Source organism: Geobacillus sp. BK01, from assembly GCF_052220245.1.
Taxonomy (GTDB): Bacteria; Bacillota; Bacilli; order Bacillales; family Anoxybacillaceae; genus Geobacillus.
Genome location: NZ_JBQPTH010000015.1, coordinates 17,415 through 37,167, shown reverse-complemented (window position 1 = coordinate 37,167; position 19,753 = coordinate 17,415). Strand labels below are relative to the sequence as shown.

Below are 19,753 nucleotides of genomic sequence, written 5' to 3'. Positions count from 1 at the left end.
ATTATTTTCCTCCTTCCTCAGCCTTTTTCTTTGTCGGAAGGACTTCCCCACGGTAAATCCATACTTTCACGCCGATTTTTCCGTACGTTGTATCCGCTTCTGCCGTCGCATAGTCAATGTCAGCGCGCAGCGTATGGAGTGGAACCGTCCCCTCGCTGTAATGTTCCGAACGAGCAATATCGGCACCGCCCAAACGGCCGGAAACCATCGTTTTAATCCCTTTCGCCCCAGCCCGCATCGCACGTTGAATCGCTTGTTTTTGCGCACGGCGGAACGAAACGCGGTTTTCCAACTGACGAGCGATGTTTTCGGCAACAAGTTTCGCGTCCAAATCCGGTTTTTTAATTTCGACGATGTTAATATGGACACGCTTGCCGGTTAATTGCGCGAGCGCTTTGCGGAGCGCTTCAACTTCCGAGCCGCCTTTCCCGATGACCATGCCCGGTTTCGCCGTATGGATCGTCACATTGACACGGTTGGCTGCACGTTCAATTTCCACATGGGAAACGGCCGCGTCTTGAAGGCGTTTGTTAATGTATTCGCGCACTTTTAAGTCTTCGTGCAACAGATCTGCATAGTCTTTTTCCGCATACCATCTCGATTCCCAGTCACGAATGATGCCGATGCGCAGACCGATCGGGTTGACCTTTTGACCCACGAATTATCCCTCCTTCTTTTCTGAAACGACGATTGTAATATGGCTTGTGCGTTTATTAATGGCGCTTGCCCGGCCCATCGCACGCGGACGGAAACGTTTGAGCGTCGGACCTTCGTCTACGTACGCCTGGGAAACGACCAAGTTGTTAATGTCCATGTCGTAGTTATGTTCAGCGTTGGCAACAGCCGATTTCAATACTTTTTCAATGATCGGGGAAGCGGCTTTCGGCGTATGACGTAAAATCGCGAACGCTTCGCCGACTTCTTTCCCGCGGATCAAATCAATGACTAAGCGTGCTTTACGAGGAGCGATGCGAACGGTTCTCGCAATAGCTTTAGCTTGCATGTTTCAGAACCTCCTCTCATTACCGTTTTGTTTTCTTGTCATCGCCGGCATGGCCGCGGAACGTGCGCGTCGGCGCAAATTCACCCAATTTGTGCCCGACCATGTCTTCTGTAATATATACCGGTACATGTTTGCGGCCATCATATACGGCGATCGTATGACCGACAAACTGCGGGAAGATCGTCGAACGGCGAGACCATGTTTTAATCACTTGTTTTTGCCCAGTTTCATTGAGCTTTTCAATTTTTTTCATCAAATGTTCATCACAAAACGGACCTTTTTTCAAGCTGCGACCCATAAGTGAACCTCCCTTCTTAATTGCGCTCGTTCATTACTTTTTGCGGCGACGGACGATGAATTTATCCGATTTGTTTTTCTTTTTGCGTGTTTTGTATCCGAGCGTCGGTTTGCCCCAAGGTGTCATCGGTGACTTACGCCCGATTGGCGCTTTCCCTTCCCCACCACCGTGCGGGTGGTCAACCGGGTTCATAACCGAACCGCGAACCGTTGGACGGATGCCTAACCAGCGAGCACGTCCTGCTTTCCCAACATTCACAAGTTCGTGTTGCTCATTGCCAACTTCGCCGACTGTTGCACGGCATTTTCCTAAAATCATGCGCACTTCACCAGAAGCGAGGCGGATGATAACGTATTTGCCCTCTTTCCCGAGCACTTGTGCTGATGTGCCGGCTGCACGCACTAATTGTCCGCCACGGCCCGGTTTTAGCTCAATGTTATGGACGAGCGTACCGACTGGAATGTTTTCGAGCGGCAGTGCATTGCCGACTTTAATGTCTGCATCCGGACCCGACATGATTTCCATGCCGACTTTCAAGTTTTTCGGTGCGAGAATGTAACGTTTCTCCCCGTCTGCATAGTTGATGAGCGCGATGTTCGCCGAACGGTTCGGATCGTATTCAATCGTAGCAACGCGTCCAGGAATTCCGTCTTTGTCGCGCTTAAAATCGATAATCCGGTATTGGCGTTTATGGCCACCGCCTTGATGGCGAACCGTAATTTTCCCTTGATTGTTGCGGCCTGCTTTTTTCTTTAACGGAGCAAGCAACGATTTTTCCGGCTGATCCGTCGTAATTTCCGAGAAATCAAGCACCGTCATGCCACGACGGCCGTTCGATGTCGGTTTATACTTTTTAATCGCCATCGTAATGTCCCTCCTTCGCGTTTAGTCTTACACTTCAAACAGTTCGATTTCTTTGCTGTCCGGCGTCAGCGTAACGATCGCTTTGCGGCGGCGGTTCGTATAACCGCTGTAACGGCCAACGCGTTTAAATTTCCCTTTATAGTTCATGATGTTGACTTTTTCGACTTTGACGCCAAAAATTTTCTCTACCGCGTCTTTCACTTCCGTTTTGTTCGCTTTGACGTCGACTTCAAACGTATATTTCCGTTCCCCGACCAAATTCATCGTATTTTCCGTGATGATGGGGCGCTTAATAATGTCGCGAGGGTCTTTCATTATGCAAGCACCTCCTCTACTTTCTCCACGGCCGCCTTCGTCATGACAAGTTTGTCATGGTTCAACACGTCAAGCACGTTGATGCCGTTGGCAGAAACGACTTTGACGCCCGGGATGTTGCGCGCCGACAAATAAACGTTCTCATTCAATTCGTCGGTTACAATGAGCGCCTTCCGGTCAACCGCGAGGTTAGTTAAAATTTTCACCATTTCTTTCGTTTTCGGTGCTTCAAGTGACAGTTGATCCAATACAACAATGTCGTTTTCGAGCACTTTCGAGGATAACGCCGATTTAATCGCTAAACGGCGGACTTTCTTCGGCAATTTGTAGCTGTAGCTGCGCGGAACCGGACCAAAGACCGTACCGCCGCCTCGCCATTGTGGAGCGCGAATCGAACCTTGGCGGGCGCGTCCAGTCCCCTTTTGACGCCAAGGCTTGCGGCCGCCGCCGCTCACTTCAGCGCGGTTTTTCGTTTTATGCGTTCCTTGGCGCATCGAGGCGCGTTGCATAATGACTGCTTCGAACAATACGTGTTTATTCGGTTCAATCCCAAAAACGGCATCGTTTAATTCGATTTCTCCGATCGTCTGTCCGTTTTGGTTATATAATGCTACTTTTGGCATTACGTAGTTCCTCCTTTCTTGGCCAAATGTTATTTCGCCTTCGCTTTAACGGCGCTTTTCACGATGACTAATCCTTTTCTCGGGCCCGGTACGTTGCCTTTAATGAGCAACAGGTTGCGTTCCGGGTCGATTTTGACAATTTTTAAGTTTTGAATCGTGACGCGTTCGCCGCCCGTACGGCCTGGCAAGTTTTTCGTTTTAAATACGCGGTTTGGCGCGATCGCCCCCATCGAACCTGGACGGCGATGGTAACGGGAGCCGTGAGCCATTGGTCCACGCGATTGGCCATGGCGTTTAATGACCCCTTGGAACCCTTTCCCTTTGGAAACGCCTGTGACATCGACGATGTCGCCTTCACTGAAAATGTCCACTTTCACTTCTTGGCCCACTTCATACTCATCAACGTTGGCGCCGCGAATTTCACGAATGAAGCGCTTAGGTGCCGTGTTTGCTTTGGCAGCATGGCCGATTTGCGGTTTGTTGGCGCGCTTGACGCTCAAATCTTCAAATCCTAATTGAATCGCTTCGTAACCGTCGTTTTCGACCGTTTTCTTTTGCAGCACAACGTTCGGCGTCGCTTCGATGACGGTTACCGGAATCAAATCGCCGTTTTCCGCAAATACTTGCGTCATACCGATTTTTCTTCCTAAGATTCCTTTCGTCATTTGTCACACCTCCTAGTCAATTGAATTAAAGTTTAATTTCAATATCAACGCCCGACGGCAAATCTAACCGCATTAACGAGTCAACGGTTTGCGGAGTCGGATTAATGATGTCGATCAAACGTTTATGTGTCCGCATTTCAAACTGTTCACGGGAGTCTTTGTATTTGTGAACGGCACGCAAAATGGTATAAACCGTTCTTTCCGTCGGCAACGGGATCGGACCCGATACCTTTGCCCCAGAACGTTTTGCGGTTTCGACGATTTTCTCCGCCGATTGGTCTAAAATCCGATGATCATAAGCTTTTAACCGAATACGAATTTTTTCTTTTGCCATTTGGTTTTCCCTCCTTCTTCGCCTATTTTCAAAAATAGACTTCTCCGCGGAAATTTCCTGCACATGGCCGTGGCAAAGCGGCCGGGTGTGTCAGCAACCTTCCGCTTCATCGCAGTCAAAGACCAACATTTGATATTATACTCGTATGTAAGCGAGATTGCAAGTGATTTCTTCGCTTTTCCCACACTTCTTCATTATACATAGCGGCCGCCTCATTTTCAATACACCTCCTGGCCGAGGAAAGATGAAAAGCCGCTGTCCATAAAAAATACATCGTTAGGCCGCTGTGGCCCACGAAGATTGATATACATGTCCCCTAAGAATGAACGTTGGCAAGCAAAAGAAAAAGGATGCCCGATTGATGGACATCCTTTTCACAACAATTACTCAATGATCTCCGATACAGAACCAGCGCCAACCGTGCGGCCGCCTTCGCGGATCGAGAATTTCGTTCCTTCCTCGATCGCGATCGGGGCGATCAGTTCAACTGTCATTTCAATGTTATCGCCAGGCATAACCATTTCCACGCCTTCCGGAAGCGTGATGATGCCCGTTACGTCCGTTGTACGGAAGTAGAATTGCGGGCGGTAGTTCGAGAAAAACGGAGTATGGCGTCCGCCTTCTTCTTTCGTCAAGACGTAAACTTGCGCTTTAAATTTCGTATGCGGCGTGATCGAGCCCGGTTTCGCCAATACTTGGCCGCGCTCAACTTCGTCACGGGATACACCGCGGAGAAGCGCACCGATGTTGTCCCCAGCTTCTGCTTGGTCAAGAAGCTTGCGGAACATTTCCACACCCGTAACCGTCGTCGTTTTCGGTTCATCCGAAAGACCGATGATTTCAACCGGATCACCGACTTTCAACGTACCGCGTTCAACACGGCCCGTCGCAACCGTACCGCGGCCCGTGATCGAGAAGACGTCCTCAACCGGCATCATGAACGGTTTGTCTACTTCGCGTTGCGGAGTCGGGATATACTCGTCAACCGCGTTCATCAGTTCAACGATTTTTTCTTCCCATTGCGGGTCGCCTTCAAGCGCTTTTAATGCCGAACCTTTGATGACCGGCACTTCGTCGCCCGGGAAGTCGTATTCAGAGAGAAGGTCGCGAACTTCCATTTCAACGAGTTCGAGCAATTCTTCGTCATCCACCATGTCGCATTTGTTCAAGAACACAACGATGTACGGAACACCGACTTGGCGGGAGAGAAGAATGTGTTCACGCGTTTGCGGCATCGGGCCGTCAGCAGCCGATACAACAAGGATCGCACCGTCCATTTGCGCCGCGCCCGTGATCATGTTTTTCACGTAGTCAGCGTGGCCCGGGCAGTCAACGTGCGCATAGTGACGGTTGTCTGTTTCATACTCAACGTGAGCCGTCGAAATCGTGATTCCGCGTTCACGCTCTTCCGGAGCCGCGTCGATTTGGTCGTACGCTCTCGCTTCCGCTTTTCCTTGTTTTGCAAGAACAGTCGTGATCGCAGCTGTCAACGTCGTTTTCCCATGGTCAACGTGGCCGATTGTGCCGATGTTGACGTGCGGTTTCGTACGCTCAAATTTCGCTTTAGCCATGAGAAAGATCCTCCTTAAAATAAAATATGGATTGATATAGTTAAGTAAGTATAGGATGCTTGGGAACAAAATGTTCCCAAGTCTTACATAAGTATTTATAGCGAAACTAGCAAGAGAAATCAATTACTCGCCTTTATTTTTTTTGATAATTTCATCGGCGATGTTTTTCGGAACTTCTTCGTAATGGTCAAATACCATTGAGAACGTTCCGCGCCCTTGCGTGTTCGAACGGAGCGATGTTGCATAGCCAAACATTTCGGCCAGCGGCACCATTGCGCGAACGACTTGGGCGTTTCCGCGCGCTTCCATCCCTTCGACACGGCCGCGGCGAGAGGTGATGTCACCCATAATGTCGCCGAGGTATTCCTCAGGGATGACAACTTCGACTTTCATGATCGGTTCAAGGAGAACCGGGTCACATTTTGTTGCTGCATTTTTCAGCGCTAAGGAAGCAGCTATTTTGAACGCCATCTCACTCGAGTCGACATCATGGTAGGATCCGTCGAACAGTTTCGCTTTAATATCCACAACCGGATAACCGGCTAGGACGCCGTTTTGCATCGCTTCTTCCAGTCCGGCTTGAACGGCCGGGACGTACTCTTTTGGAACAACCCCACCGACGATGGCATTTTCGAATTCGAAGCCTTCACCGCGCTCGTTCGGCGAGAATTCAATCCAAACGTGACCGTATTGACCACGCCCACCGGACTGACGAATGAATTTGCCCTCGACTTGTGCCGATTTGCGGAACGTTTCACGGTAAGCGACTTGCGGCGCACCAACGTTCGCTTCGACTTTGAATTCGCGGCGCATCCGGTCGACGATAATGTCAAGATGCAGCTCACCCATCCCGGAAATGATCGTTTGTCCTGTTTCCGGATCGGTATGGGCACGGAATGTCGGGTCTTCTTCTTGCAGTTTTTGCAACGCCTGACCCATCTTGTCTTGGTCGGCTTTCGATTTCGGTTCGATCGCCACCGAAATAACCGGCTCTGGGAATTGCATCGACTCTAGGATGACAAGGTTTTTCTCGTCACATAGAGTATCGCCGGTCGTCGTATCTTTTAAACCTACCGCCGCGGCAATGTCGCCGGCATATACCGTCGAGATTTCCTGGCGGTGGTTCGCGTGCATTTGCAGCAGGCGGCCGATCCGTTCGCGCTTCCGTTTCGTCGAGTTCATCACGTACGAACCGGAATCAAGCGTTCCGGAGTAGACGCGGAAGAACGTCAGCTTCCCGACGTACGGGTCAGTCATAATTTTGAATGCCAACGCCGAGAACGGAGCATCGTCGCGCGCTTCACGCGTTACTTCTTCTTCCGTATCCGGAATGGTGCCGCGAATGGCCGGGATGTCTATCGGAGACGGCAAGTAGTCAACAACGCCGTCAAGAAGCAGCTGAACGCCTTTGTTTTTAAAGGCCGAACCACAGAAGACCGGATAGAATTCAACGCTGATCGTCGCCTTACGGATGGCAGCTTTCAGCTCTTCTTTCGTAATTTCTTCCCCTTCCAAATATTTCATCATCAGCTCTTCATCGAGTTCCGCAACCGCCTCAATGAGTTTGCCATGATATTCTTCAGCCAGATCGCGGTAGTCTTCCGGAATTTCGATGCGTTCGATGTTTTTGCCAAGGTCGTCGTGGTAATGGTATGCACACATTTCCACGAGGTCAATAATGCCGGTGAATTGGTCTTCAGCGCCGATCGGCAACTGCACCGGATGAGCATTCGCTTGCAAACGGTCATGGAGCGTTTTTACCGCATACAAGAAGTCCGCACCGATTTTGTCCATTTTGTTGACGAATACAATCCGCGGAACACCATATGTAGTCGCTTGACGCCAAACTGTTTCCGTTTGCGGCTCGACACCGGATTGGGCGTCAAGAACTGTAATGGCTCCGTCCAACACGCGCAGCGAGCGCTCAACCTCAACCGTGAAGTCGACGTGCCCCGGCGTGTCGATAATGTTGATGCGATGGCCTTTCCATTGAGCCGTTGTCGCCGCCGACGTAATCGTAATCCCGCGCTCCTGCTCTTGCTCCATCCAGTCCATCGTGGCTGCGCCTTCATGCACTTCCCCGATTTTATGAACGCGGCCTGTGTAGAACAGTATCCGTTCCGTCGTCGTCGTTTTCCCGGCGTCAATGTGCGCCATGATCCCTATGTTGCGAGTGTTTTCTAAGGAGAACTCTCTTGCCATAGTGGTTATTTTCTCCTTCCTTACAAAATAAAATATAAGTAGATGGCGTCGCCATCTATGGCGCAATCCTCTTTGTGTTAGAGAAGTTATATACACGCAGCCGAAAGGGCCACAATATATAGGAATATAGGTGAACAGGCAACATGAGTCGTGCCTTCTCACCTATTTCCTTTGAGCAGCGCCTATTACCAACGGTAATGAGCAAACGCTTTGTTCGCTTCAGCCATTTTATGCGTATCTTCGCGTTTTTTCACCGCTGCACCCGTGTTGTTGGCTGCATCCATAATCTCGTTCGCCAAGCGTTCTTCCATCGTTTTTTCACCGCGAAGGCGGGAATATTGCACGAGCCAACGCAACCCGAGGGACACGCGGCGATCCGGACGGACTTCAACCGGAACTTGGTAGTTCGCCCCACCGACGCGGCGAGCACGCACTTCCAACACCGGCATGACGTTTTTCAACGCTTGTTCAAACACTTCCATTGGGTCTTTACCCGTGCGGTCACGGATAATATCAAAAGCAGTGTAAAGAATTTTTTGTGCTTTCGACTTTTTCCCGTCAATCATCATTTTATTGATCAAACGGGTGACAAGTTTTGAATTGTAAATCGGGTCTGGCAATACGTCACGTTTAGCAACAGGGCCTCTACGTGGCATAGTTTTTCCTCCCTTCAGGAAAAAAATCCTCTTTCATTCATTATTTTTTCGCTGCTTTTGGCTTTTTCGCGCCGTATTTCGAACGGCCTTGCATCCGGTTCGCTACGCCCGCCGTATCCAATGCACCGCGGACGATATGGTAGCGCACCCCTGGCAAGTCTTTAACACGTCCGCCACGAATGAGCACGACGCTATGTTCTTGCAAGTTGTGGCCGATTCCCGGAATGTAAGCCGTCACTTCAATCCCGTTCGTCAGACGGACACGAGCGTACTTCCGGAGCGCCGAGTTCGGTTTTTTCGGCGTCATTGTGCCGACACGCGTGCATACGCCGCGTTTTTGCGGAGACGACACGTTCGTTTGTTCTTTTTTGAAGCTGTTGTACCCTTTGTTCAATGCAGGGGATTTTGACTTAAATACTTTTTTCTCGCGTCCTTTGCGGACTAATTGGTTAATTGTAGGCATTGAAAAATCCTCCTTTCACATGCATCGTTTAAGCCCACATATCCAGGTGGTTCATTGTTTATGCAAACAAAGATTTTAAAGGCGAAGCACTCAACGAAGAATCGCCACCGCAGCTGCGCCGACCTGGATCTTGCATGCCTTGCCGAGTTTTTTCATTGAATCGACTTTCGTGACTGGCACATTCGCCTCATTGGCTGCTGCCATCACTTTTTCGATGATTGGCAAGTCGGCATCTTCGGCTACGATCACTTCCGTTGCCTTCCCTTCCTTTAAAGCCCTTATCGTTTGTTTGGTTCCAATGACGACCTTCCCAGCCTGCAATACTTTTTCATAAGACATGTAACATATCCTCCAAAGTACCAGGTTGTTGGAACACCTTTATTAGACTACCACTTTCTCCGTCCGTTGTCAACTGTATTTTTTATCAAGGAAGGGCCGGCCAAGAGCCACTTAGCCGGCCGCGCTTTTTCGTTTTATTTAGACGGAACGGTGTCGCCAGCCGTTTCCTTCTTGACGGCAGGCTTTACGTTGCGGTAGCGGGCCATACCTGTTCCGGCCGGGACAAGTTTGCCGATAATGACGTTTTCTTTCAAGCCGAGCAACTCGTCCCGTTTTCCTTTGATCGCCGCATCGGTTAAGACGCGCGTCGTTTCTTGGAACGAAGCCGCCGACAAGAACGAATCCGTTTCAAGCGACGCTTTCGTAATGCCAAGCAGCACCGGGCGGGCTGTTGCCGGCCGCTTTCCTTCGCGGATAGCCTGCGTATTGACATCCGTAAACTGGTGAACATCCAAAAGCGTGCCCGGCAGCACATCCGTATCGCCGGCATCGATAACGCGCACTTTGCGCAGCATTTGCCGCACCATCACCTCAATGTGCTTATCGCTAATTTCGACCCCTTGCATCCGGTACACCTTTTGCACTTCACGGAGCAAGTATTCTTGAACGGACGTAATATCTCGTACGCGCAGCAGCTGTTTCGGATCAACCGAGCCTTCCGTTAACTCCTGGCCGCGTTCAACGTGCTGCCCTTCTTCGACTTTTAGACGTGCATTGTATGGGGCTACATACGAGCGCGTCTCGACTTCGCTTTGCACAACGATTTCGTACTGATGGTCACGGGTTTCGTTAATCGAGACAACCGTACCATCAATTTCTGAAATAACCGCTTGCCCTTTCGGGTTGCGCGCTTCAAACAGCTCTTGCACCCGCGGCAAACCTTGGGTGATATCGTCCCCGGCGACGCCGCCCGTATGGAACGTCCGCATTGTCAGCTGCGTACCCGGCTCGCCGATTGATTGAGCGGCGATAATACCGACCGCCTCGCCAACTTCAACGTCCATGCCCGTCGCCATGTTGCGACCGTAACATTTTTTGCACACACCGTGACGCGTGTTACAAGCAAAGACGGAGCGAATCCATACTTCCGTAACACCGGCCTTGACGATCTCATTCGCGATATCTTCAGTAATCATCTCATCTTTCCGGACGATTACTTTGCCCGTTTCCGGATGGTGCACCGTTTTGTGCGCATAGCGGCCGACAAGCCGTTCCTCAAGCTTGACGACGACTTCCGTACCGTCCGTTAACGCGCGCGCCAAAATGCCGCGGTCGGTGCCGCAGTCTTCTTCACGGACGATGACATCTTGCGCCACGTCAACGAGACGTCTCGTGAGATAGCCCGAATCGGCCGTTTTCAACGCCGTATCCGCCAACCCTTTCCGAGCGCCGTGCGTCGAGATGAAGTACTCCAATACCGTTAAGCCTTCGCGGAACGACGATTTGATCGGCAGCTCGATAATCCGGCCCGCCGGGTTGGCCATCAAGCCGCGCATCCCTGCGAGCTGCGTAAAGTTCGACGCGTTCCCCCGCGCTCCGGAATCGCTCATCATAAAGATCGGGTTGCGCTTATCGAGCGATTTCATCAACCGATCTTGGATTTTATCTTTCGCCGCGCTCCAAACGGAGATAACGCGTTCATACCGCTCTTCGTCGGTAATCAACCCGCGGCGGAACTGCTTCAAAACGGTGTCAACTTTCGCTTGTGCTTCATCCAAAATTTCTTGTTTTTCCGGCAAAACAACGATATCAGCAACGCCGATCGTAATGCCGGCTTTCGTTGAGTATTTGAAACCGAGATCTTTCATGCGGTCGAGCATCTTTGATGTTTCGGTAATTTTGAACCGCTTGAATACTTCGGCGATAATTTGCCCAAGCACTTTTTTCTTAAACGGCGGCACAAGTTCGCGCTTGCGGATCTCTTCGCGCACGTCGGTCCCTTTGTCAAGGAAATATTTATCCGGTGTCCGCCCTTCGATATTTTCCGTCGTCGGCTCGTTAATGTACGGGAACGACTTCGGCAAAATTTCGTTGAAAATGAGCTTCCCAACCGTCGTCAGCAGCAGTTTGTTGTTTTGTTCCTCGGTAAACGTTTCGTTTTTCAGCGAGCCGGCATGGACAGCGATGCGTGAATGGAGATGGACATAACCGTTATGGTAGGCGAGCAGCGCCTCGTCCGTATCCTTGAATACCATGCCCTCGCCGACTGCCCCCTCGCGTTCCATCGTCAAGTAATAGTTTCCTAAAACCATGTCTTGCGAAGGGGTAACGACCGGCTTTCCATCTTTCGGGTTCAAAATGTTTTGCGCCGCCAGCATCAACAAGCGTGCTTCAGCCTGTGCCTCGGCCGACAGCGGCACGTGCACCGCCATTTGGTCGCCGTCAAAGTCCGCATTGTACGCCGTACAAACGAGCGGATGAAGACGGATCGCCCGGCCTTCGACAAGCGTCGGCTCAAACGCCTGAATCCCGAGGCGGTGGAGCGTCGGGGCACGGTTTAACAACACCGGATGCTCTTTAATGACGTCTTCAAGTACATCCCATACCTCAGGGTGTACGCGTTCAATTTTCCGTTTTGCGCTTTTAATGTTATGCGCCAAGCCCCTCTCGACAAGCTCCTTCATGACGAACGGCTTAAACAGCTCGAGCGCCATTTCTTTCGGCAGCCCGCATTGATACATTTTTAAGTTCGGACCGACAACAATGACGGAACGGCCGGAATAGTCGACCCGTTTGCCGAGCAAGTTTTGCCGGAAGCGTCCTTGCTTTCCTTTCAGCATATGGGAAAGCGACTTTAATGGGCGGTTCCCCGGCCCAGTGACCGGGCGGCCGCGGCGGCCGTTGTCGATCAAAGCATCGACTGCCTCTTGCAGCATCCGTTTCTCGTTTTGAACGATAATGTTCGGCGCGCCAAGGTCAAGCAACCGTTTCAGACGGTTGTTGCGGTTAATCACACGGCGGTATAAATCGTTTAAGTCCGATGTCGCAAACCGTCCTCCATCGAGTTGGACCATCGGGCGGAGTTCCGGCGGAATGACTGGCAGTACATCGAGCACCATCCAAGCCGGGTCGTTTCCCGAGCTGCGGAACGCCTCAAGCACTTCAAGGCGTTTAATGATGCGGGCGCGCCGCTGCCCTTGCGCCGTTTTCAACTCTTCTTTCAGTGTAGTTACTTCTTTATCCAAGTCGATGTCTTGGAGAAGCTTTTTAATCGCCTCCGCCCCCATCGATGCTTGGAACGACTGGCCGTATTTCTCGCGATAGGCGCGGTATTCTTTTTCCGATAACAACTGTTTTTTCTCAAGCGGCGTATCGCCCGGGTCGGTGACGACGTAAGAAGCAAAGTAAATCACTTCCTCGAGCGCCCGTGGCGACATGTCAAGCACAAGACCCATCCGGCTCGGGATGCCTTTAAAATACCAGATGTGCGAAACGGGAGCGGCGAGCTCGATATGACCCATCCGTTCGCGGCGGACTTTTGAACGCGTCACCTCGACGCCGCAGCGGTCACAAACAACCCCTTTGTAACGGACGCGCTTATATTTGCCGCAATGGCACTCCCAGTCTTTCGTCGGGCCGAAAATGCGCTCACAAAACAGGCCGTCTTTTTCCGGCTTTAACGTCCGGTAGTTGATCGTTTCCGGTTTTTTGACTTCACCGTACGACCAAGAGCGAATTTTCTCCGGGGAAGCGAGCCCGATTTTCATATACTCGAATTTATTGACATCTAGCAAGGGGTATACCTCCCTCTTTGATCCGTCGGTTTTGCTCCAAGGCTTGTTCGCCAACCGTTCGCTTCAATGGCCGCGGGCGGGGAAATGCTCCCCGCCTTGCCGCCATTGCCGGTTACTCTTTCGTCACCGCGTCTTTTTCTTCGTCAACCTCTTCCGGCTCGATCGGCTTAACGTCGACCATAATCGCATCCGGCGCATGGTCATCGTCGTCGTCAAAGTTTTCCATGTTGATTTCTTGCTCATCACCTGTCAAAATCGTGACGTCCATCCCTAAACTTTGCAGCTCCTTAATCAACACTTTAAACGACTCCGGCACGCCCGGCTCCGGAATGTTTTCCCCTTTGACGATCGCTTCGTATGTTTTGACGCGGCCGACAACGTCGTCGGATTTAACAGTCAAAATTTCTTGCAATGTGTATGCCGCACCGTACGCTTCAAGCGCCCATACCTCCATCTCGCCGAAACGCTGGCCGCCAAACTGTGCCTTGCCGCCGAGCGGCTGCTGGGTGACGAGTGAGTACGGACCTGTTGAACGGGCATGAAGCTTGTCATCAACCATGTGGGCGAGCTTAATCATATACATAATACCGACCGACACGCGGTTGTCAAACGGTTCACCCGTCCGCCCGTCATATAGCACGGTTTTGGCATCACGCGCCATGCCGGCTTCTTCAAGAATGTTCCAAACATCTTCCTCCGTCGCTCCGTCAAAGACCGGAGAAGCGATATGCAAGCCGAGCTTTCGCGCCGCCATGCCAAGATGCAGCTCAAACACTTGCCCGATGTTCATCCGCGATGGAACGCCGAGCGGGTTTAACATGATGTCAACCGGCGTGCCATCGGGCAAGAACGGCATATCTTCTTCTGGAAGAATACGGGAAATAACACCTTTGTTCCCATGGCGACCCGCCATTTTGTCACCTTCGGAAATTTTCCGCTTCTGCACGATGTAGACGCGGACAAGTTGGTTGACGCCTGGCGGGAGTTCGTCGCCATCTTCGCGGTTAAATACTTTCACGTCAAGAACAATACCGCCGCCGCCGTGCGGGACGCGCAGCGACGTATCGCGCACCTCACGCGCTTTTTCACCAAAGATGGCATGGAGCAACCGCTCCTCGGCCGTCAATTCGGTCATCCCTTTTGGCGTCACTTTGCCGACGAGCAAGTCGCCGTCCTTTACTTCGGCGCCGATGCGGACGATGCCGCGCTCATCCAAGTTTTTCAACGCATCTTCACCGACGTTCGGGATGTCGCGCGTAATTTCTTCCGGACCGAGTTTCGTGTCGCGCGATTCCGCCTCGTATTCCTCAATGTGGACCGATGTGTACACGTCTTCTTTAACAAGGCGCTCACTCATGATGATGGCATCTTCGTAGTTGTAGCCGTCCCACGTCATAAAGGCAACGAGCACATTGCGACCAAGCGCCAGTTCACCTTTATCCATCGACGGGCCGTCAGCCAAAATTTCACCCTTTTCGACGATATCGCCTTTTTTCACGATCGGCCGTTGGTTGTAGCAAGTGCCTTGGTTGGAACGAATAAACTTCAGCAACCGATATTTATCTAGATCACCCTTGACTTCTTTGCCGTCGACCTCAATGAGTCGCCGTACCCAAATTTCCTTTGCCTCAACACGTTCGACAATGCCGCGGTGCTTGCAAATAACCGCCGCACCCGAATCTTTCGCTGAAACATACTCCATTCCTGTACCGACGATCGGCGCTTCCGGTTCTAACAGCGGCACTGCTTGACGCTGCATGTTCGCGCCCATCAAAGCGCGGTTGGAGTCGTCATTCTCCAAAAACGGGATGCATGCCGTCGCCGCGGAAACAACTTGCTTCGGCGACACGTCCATGTAGTCGACGCGGTCGCGCTTCACAACGATGTTTTCACCGCGGAAACGGGCGATGACATTTTCTTCAAGGAACGTCCCGTCTTCCGCAAGCGGCACGTTCGCTTGCGCCACAACGTAATTGTCTTCTTCATCGGCCGTCAAATAGTCGATTTGGTCCGTTACTTTTCCCGTCTCCGGATCAACGCGCCGGTACGGCGTTTCAATAAAACCGAATTTGTTCACCTTCGCATACGTGGACAATGAGTTGATCAACCCGATGTTCGGGCCTTCCGGCGTCTCGATCGGACACATCCGCCCATAATGCGAATAGTGGACATCGCGCACTTCAAATCCGGCGCGCTCGCGCGTCAATCCGCCAGGGCCAAGCGCAGAAAGGCGGCGTTTATGCGTCAACTCAGCCAACGGGTTCGTCTGATCCATAAACTGCGACAGCTGCGAGCTGCCAAAAAATTCCTTAATCGCCGCGATCACCGGGCGAATGTTGATGAGCTGCTGCGGTGTAATCGTGTTCGTATCTTGGATCGACATGCGCTCACGCACGACGCGCTCCATCCGCGACAAGCCGATGCGGAATTGGTTTTGCAACAGTTCGCCGACTGAACGGAGACGGCGGTTGCCTAAATGGTCGATGTCGTCCGTATCGCCGACACCGTGAAGCAAGTTGAAGAAATAACTGATCGAGGCAATGATGTCCGCCGGCGTAATATGTTTGACATCTTCGGCGATAAAACCGTTGCCGATGATGTTGATCACCTTTTCATTGTCTGGGTCATTCGGCGCGTAAATTTTCACCGTCTGCACCTCAATCGGACCGTCCGCCACTCCTTCAGCCGGGCGGTGCATCTGCAGTCCGACTCCTTTTTCCAAATACGGCAACAGGCGGTTCAGCATCCGGCGGTCGATGATGGCCCCAGCCTCAGCGATGACTTCTCCCGTTTCCGGATCGACGATCGTTTCTGCCAGCCGCTGGTTAAACAAGCGGTTTTTAATATGAAGTTTTTTGTTGATTTTATAGCGTCCTACACTGGCCAGATCGTATCGTTTCGGGTCAAAAAAGCGCGACGCAAGCAAACTTTTCGCGTTCTCTAGGGTTGGCGGCTCACCCGGGCGGAGACGCTCATAAATTTCGATCAACGCTTTTTCCGTGCTGTCGGTATTATCTTTTTCAAGCGTATTTCGCAAATATTCGTTATCACCAAGCAAGTCGACGATTTCTTGGTCGGAGCTGAACCCAAGCGCACGAAGAAGCACCGTAACAGGCAATTTACGGGTGCGGTCGATACGAACGTAAACGACGTCTTTCGCATCGGTTTCATATTCGAGCCATGCGCCGCGGTTCGGAATCACTGTTGCCGAATAGCCGCGTTTCCCGTTTTTATCGATTTTATCACTGTAATAGACGCTTGGCGAGCGGACGAGCTGGGAGACGATCACACGCTCCGCCCCGTTGATGATAAACGTGCCCGTTTCCGTCATCAGTGGAAAATCACCCATGAACACGTCTTGTTCTTTCACTTCGCCCGTCTCTTTATTGATGAGGCGAACTTTCACGCGAAGCGGCGCCGCATATGTAACGTCGCGTTCTTTTGCCTCTTCAACCGAATATTTTGGCTCTCCTAAGCTATAGTCGATAAATTCAAGAGAGAGATTGCCGGAAAAGTCCTCGATCGGAGAAATTTCCTTGAACATTTCCCGCAGTCCTTCATCGAGAAACCATTGGTACGAAGACGTTTGGATTTCAATCAAGTTCGGCAATTCCAGCACTTCGCTAATGCGTGCATAACTTCTTCGTTGGCGGTGTCGCCCGTATTGAACTAGTCGGCCTGTCAAGAGTGATTCACCCCTCAAATGTAGACATTAGTGAAAACCGGAAGCGGAACATCGCGTCCATCCACCTGGCTGGCCGGATAGCCGCCAAGGCAGTCTGGGCGCTCCGTCATTCCGGGGCAAAGCGCTAGGCATGCATACGGCCGGCCCCCCGCCGTCCGAACGGAAACGGCTCGGCTGTGGCACCACCGTTTCGTTAAGGGGATTCAACATGCTCCCGGCGCGAGGAAACCAGGCGTTGGATGGAGAAAAAAAGAAAATGGTTTCTATCCAGTAGAAAACCATATGTTTAGCTATTTATTGATTTTATCATTTTTTCCATTGTATCCAAAATTATACGTCATCCCCTTTACACGGGAAATGTGCATATTTAGCATTTTATAATGCTACCACAATAAAAAAACGGTGTCAACATTTTTTCGACTTTATGATATAATATCCTTTTTTCTTCGCGACGACCTCTACAGCGGCAAACCATTCATTCAGCTTTTGCAGCGCAGATGGAGCACCTTGTTTCTTTTGAATGACAACCCATAGTTCCCCATTATGGACTAGATGATCCCGACTTTGTTCAAAAATCGCATGGACAACCCGCTTGCCGGCCCGGATCGGCGGATTGGTGACAATCGCCGCAAACCGCTGTTCCCCAACTTCCGAAAACAAGTCGCTTTTATAAATCATCGCATTATGGATGCCGTTTGCTCGCCTGTTTTCTTCCGCCAGCTCTAACGCCCGCTCATTAACATCGATCATCTGGATGCGGCGGTCAGGAAACGATTTGGCTAGGGCGAGCCCAATCGGCCCGTACCCACAGCCGACATCCAACAAATCGCCGGCAACGTCCGGTTGTTGAAATGTTTCAATCAGCAAACGCGTGCCGAAATCGACCTCGCGCTTTGAGAATACTCCACTGTCGGTCGTAAAGCGGAATTCGTGCCCTCGCAATGTAAACGTCCATGTTTCCGGTTTCCGCTCCGACGTCGGTCTGGCCGAATAGTAATGTTCATTCACAACAACCCCTCCTTTGTTGGCAAGCATCATCACCCTTCATTACTATAGTGTAACAAAAAAGAGGCCGCCCCTTGCCCGGGTCAGCCCCTTTTTTATCGCGACGCCATTACTTCACTTCAACTTTCGCGCCAACTTCTTCAAGTTTTGCTTTAATTTCTTCAGCTTCCTCTTTCGAAACAGCTTCTTTGACCGGTTTCGGCGTGTTGTCAACCAAGTCTTTCGCTTCTTTCAAGCCGAGGCCAGTGATTTCGCGAACGACTTTGATGACTTTGATTTTTTGCGCGCCGGCATCAGCGAGGATGACATCAAATTCTGTTTTCTCAGCTGCTGCTTCAGCGCCAGCTGCTGCGCCGCCAGCAACAACAACCGGAGCCGCGGCCGTTACGCCGAATTCTTCTTCAATCGCTTTGACTAATTCATTTAATTCCAATACCGTCATATTTTTCACTGCTTCAATGATTTGTTCTTTCGTCATCGTCATTTCCTCCTTGTGTAATGTTCGTTATGCACATCGATATGCGCCATTACGCGCCTTGTTCTTCTTGTTTGTCGGCCACTGCCTTAACCGCAAGCGCAAAGTTGCGGATTGGGGCTTGAAGAACGCTAAGCAACATCGAGAGCAACCCTTCGCGGGACGGAAGTTTCGCCAAGGCGTCGATTTCTTCTTTGCTGGCGACGTTTCCTTCAATGACGCCGCCTTTGATTTCCAACGCCTCGTGCGTTTTGGCAAACTCGCTTAAAACTTTCGCCGGCGCTACAACATCTTCATTGCTGAATGCGATGGCGTTCGGGCCGGTAAACACCTCATTCAATCCTTCTAGGCCGATTTCCGCGAGCGCCCGGCGGGTCATCGTGTTTTTGTACACTTTGAACTCAATGCCTGCTTCGCGCAGCTGTTTGCGCAGCTCGGTCATTTCCGCCACGTTTAAGCCGCGGTAATCGACGATGACGGTCGCCTTGCTGGCACGGAATTTCTCCGCGATCTCAGCGACCACTTGTTTTTTCAGTTCAATCGCGCTCGACACGTCCTGCACCTCCTGCAAAGAAAATGGTGGAATACCACTTATACCGTTTGGCCGTTCAATAAAAAACCCCCATGCCGCGTAGACATGGAGGTATCGTTCAACGCACCGCGATCAACAGCGCATTGTCTATCGTCCACATACCTCGGTAGGAAATTAAGCCTAGAGCAGGCACCTACTGTCTACGGTACAAATGATATTCGGTTTTCAGCCAAATAGCATTTTATCAGACTAATGGATAAAAGTCAACCGTTATTGCGCAACCGCTACGGTCGTCGGGTCCACTTTAATACCAGGGCCCATCGTTGACGTAATCGTCACGTTTTTGACATACGTCCCTTTAGCCGCTGCCGGTTTGGCTTTCAAAATCGCTTCGTAAACCGTCGCAAAGTTTTCAACCAACTTTTCGCTGTCAAACGATACTTTGCCGATCGGCACGTGAATGTTACCGGCTTTGTCGACGCGGTATTCTACTTTACCAGCTTTGATTTCTTGCACCGCTTTCGTTACGTCAAACGTGACCGTGCCGGTTTTCGGGTTCGGCATTAACCCTTTCGGACCTAAAATGCGTCCGAGTTTCCCGACTTCACCCATCATGTCCGGCGTAGCGACAACGACGTCAAAGTCAAACCATCCTTGTTGGATTTTGTTAATATATTCCGTATCGCCAACATAGTCAGCGCCAGCTGCTTCTGCTTCTTTCGCTTTTTCCCCTTTCGCGAACACTAACACGCGCGCCACTTTCCCTGTGCCGTGCGGCAGAACGACAGCACCGCGAATTTGTTGGTCCGCTTTTTTCGGGTCAACACCTAAACGAAACGCGACTTCAACCGTCGCATCAAATTTTGCGACGTTCGTTTTTTTCACGAGCTCGATCGCTTCAGCAACCGGATAGGCTTTGAAGCGGTCAACGAGCTTCAACGCTTCTAAGTACTTTTTCCCTCTTTTCGGCATCTCAAAATCCTCCTCGA

At 51.2% G+C, this 19,753-nt stretch carries 19 protein-coding genes and 1 other annotated feature; all 19 genes read right to left on the bottom strand.

All coding sequences use genetic code 11. From position 1 onward, the window contains the following. Position 1: 1 nt before the first annotated feature. The gene (gene rpsC, locus ACTVDO_RS13325) at positions 2 to 658 is read right to left on the bottom strand and encodes a 30S ribosomal protein S3 (protein WP_020958364.1); all 657 of its coding nucleotides are present in this window, start codon (positions 656 to 658) and stop codon (positions 2 to 4) included. A 3-nt stretch (positions 659 to 661) separates the two neighbouring features. Beyond that, entirely contained in the window at positions 662 to 1,003 is a 342-nt protein-coding gene (rplV, locus tag ACTVDO_RS13320; protein ID WP_020958363.1) for a 50S ribosomal protein L22, read from the bottom strand. A gap of 19 nt (positions 1,004 to 1,022) precedes the next feature. Beyond that, a complete protein-coding gene (gene rpsS, locus ACTVDO_RS13315) occupies positions 1,023 to 1,301 on the bottom strand; it encodes a 30S ribosomal protein S19 (protein WP_003247570.1) in 279 nt (92 codons plus the stop codon). 33 nt (positions 1,302 to 1,334) lie between these two features. Beyond that, positions 1,335 to 2,165 carry a 50S ribosomal protein L2 gene (rplB, locus tag ACTVDO_RS13310; RefSeq protein ID WP_020958362.1) on the bottom strand — a complete coding sequence of 277 codons (831 nt, stop codon included), beginning with the start codon at positions 2,163 to 2,165 and terminating at the stop codon, positions 1,335 to 1,337. Between the two features lie 27 nt (positions 2,166 to 2,192). Beyond that, the gene (gene rplW / locus ACTVDO_RS13305) at positions 2,193 to 2,480 is read right to left on the bottom strand and encodes a 50S ribosomal protein L23 (RefSeq protein WP_020958361.1); all 288 of its coding nucleotides are present in this window, start codon (positions 2,478 to 2,480) and stop codon (positions 2,193 to 2,195) included. Further along, positions 2,480 to 3,103 carry a 50S ribosomal protein L4 gene (gene rplD / locus ACTVDO_RS13300; protein ID WP_020958360.1) on the bottom strand — a complete coding sequence of 208 codons (624 nt, stop codon included), beginning with the start codon at positions 3,101 to 3,103 and terminating at the stop codon, positions 2,480 to 2,482. Before rplD ends, rplW begins: the two co-directional genes overlap by 1 nt. A gap of 29 nt (positions 3,104 to 3,132) precedes the next feature. Continuing rightward, positions 3,133 to 3,768, bottom strand: coding sequence for a 50S ribosomal protein L3 (gene rplC / locus ACTVDO_RS13295; RefSeq protein WP_020958359.1), 636 nt, complete (start codon positions 3,766 to 3,768; stop codon positions 3,133 to 3,135). Between the two features lie 25 nt (positions 3,769 to 3,793). Continuing rightward, positions 3,794 to 4,102 (bottom strand): 30S ribosomal protein S10, encoded by a 309-nt coding sequence (gene rpsJ / locus ACTVDO_RS13290; protein WP_008881945.1) that lies wholly within the window; start codon positions 4,100 to 4,102, stop codon positions 3,794 to 3,796. 383 nt (positions 4,103 to 4,485) lie between these two features. Beyond that, entirely contained in the window at positions 4,486 to 5,673 is a 1,188-nt protein-coding gene (gene tuf, locus ACTVDO_RS13285) for an elongation factor Tu (protein ID WP_020958358.1), read from the bottom strand. A 123-nt stretch (positions 5,674 to 5,796) separates the two neighbouring features. Continuing rightward, positions 5,797 to 7,875: an elongation factor G gene (fusA, locus tag ACTVDO_RS13280; RefSeq protein WP_442901692.1), complete on the bottom strand. Its 2,079-nt coding sequence runs from the start codon at positions 7,873 to 7,875 to the stop codon at positions 5,797 to 5,799. Between the two features lie 185 nt (positions 7,876 to 8,060). Continuing rightward, on the bottom strand, positions 8,061 to 8,531 hold the full coding sequence (gene rpsG, locus ACTVDO_RS13275) for a 30S ribosomal protein S7 (RefSeq protein ID WP_020958356.1): 471 nt from the start codon (positions 8,529 to 8,531) through the stop codon (positions 8,061 to 8,063). Between the two features lie 40 nt (positions 8,532 to 8,571). Next, entirely contained in the window at positions 8,572 to 8,994 is a 423-nt protein-coding gene (gene rpsL / locus ACTVDO_RS13270) for a 30S ribosomal protein S12 (RefSeq protein WP_020958355.1), read from the bottom strand. 90 nt (positions 8,995 to 9,084) lie between these two features. After that, positions 9,085 to 9,333 (bottom strand): 50S ribosomal protein L7ae-like protein, encoded by a 249-nt coding sequence (locus tag ACTVDO_RS13265; RefSeq protein WP_020958354.1) that lies wholly within the window; start codon positions 9,331 to 9,333, stop codon positions 9,085 to 9,087. Between the two features lie 134 nt (positions 9,334 to 9,467). Next, positions 9,468 to 13,067, bottom strand: coding sequence for a DNA-directed RNA polymerase subunit beta' (gene rpoC, locus ACTVDO_RS13260; RefSeq protein ID WP_020958353.1), 3,600 nt, complete (start codon positions 13,065 to 13,067; stop codon positions 9,468 to 9,470). 112 nt (positions 13,068 to 13,179) lie between these two features. Continuing rightward, a complete protein-coding gene (rpoB, locus tag ACTVDO_RS13255; RefSeq protein ID WP_020958352.1) occupies positions 13,180 to 16,752 on the bottom strand; it encodes a DNA-directed RNA polymerase subunit beta in 3,573 nt (1,190 codons plus the stop codon). Between the two features lie 405 nt (positions 16,753 to 17,157). Beyond that, on the bottom strand, positions 17,158 to 17,760 hold the full coding sequence (locus ACTVDO_RS13250) for a class I SAM-dependent methyltransferase (protein WP_020958351.1): 603 nt from the start codon (positions 17,758 to 17,760) through the stop codon (positions 17,158 to 17,160). Between the two features lie 106 nt (positions 17,761 to 17,866). Further along, on the bottom strand, positions 17,867 to 18,235 hold the full coding sequence (gene rplL / locus ACTVDO_RS13245; RefSeq protein WP_020958350.1) for a 50S ribosomal protein L7/L12: 369 nt from the start codon (positions 18,233 to 18,235) through the stop codon (positions 17,867 to 17,869). A gap of 49 nt (positions 18,236 to 18,284) precedes the next feature. Next, positions 18,285 to 18,785, bottom strand: coding sequence for a 50S ribosomal protein L10 (rplJ, locus tag ACTVDO_RS13240; protein WP_020958349.1), 501 nt, complete (start codon positions 18,783 to 18,785; stop codon positions 18,285 to 18,287). 51 nt (positions 18,786 to 18,836) lie between these two features. Next, positions 18,837 to 18,988 (bottom strand) — a sequence feature (ribosomal protein L10 leader region). A gap of 46 nt (positions 18,989 to 19,034) precedes the next feature. Next, positions 19,035 to 19,736: a 50S ribosomal protein L1 gene (gene rplA, locus ACTVDO_RS13235; protein WP_020958348.1), complete on the bottom strand. Its 702-nt coding sequence runs from the start codon at positions 19,734 to 19,736 to the stop codon at positions 19,035 to 19,037. Between the last annotated feature and the right edge of the window lie 17 nt (positions 19,737 to 19,753).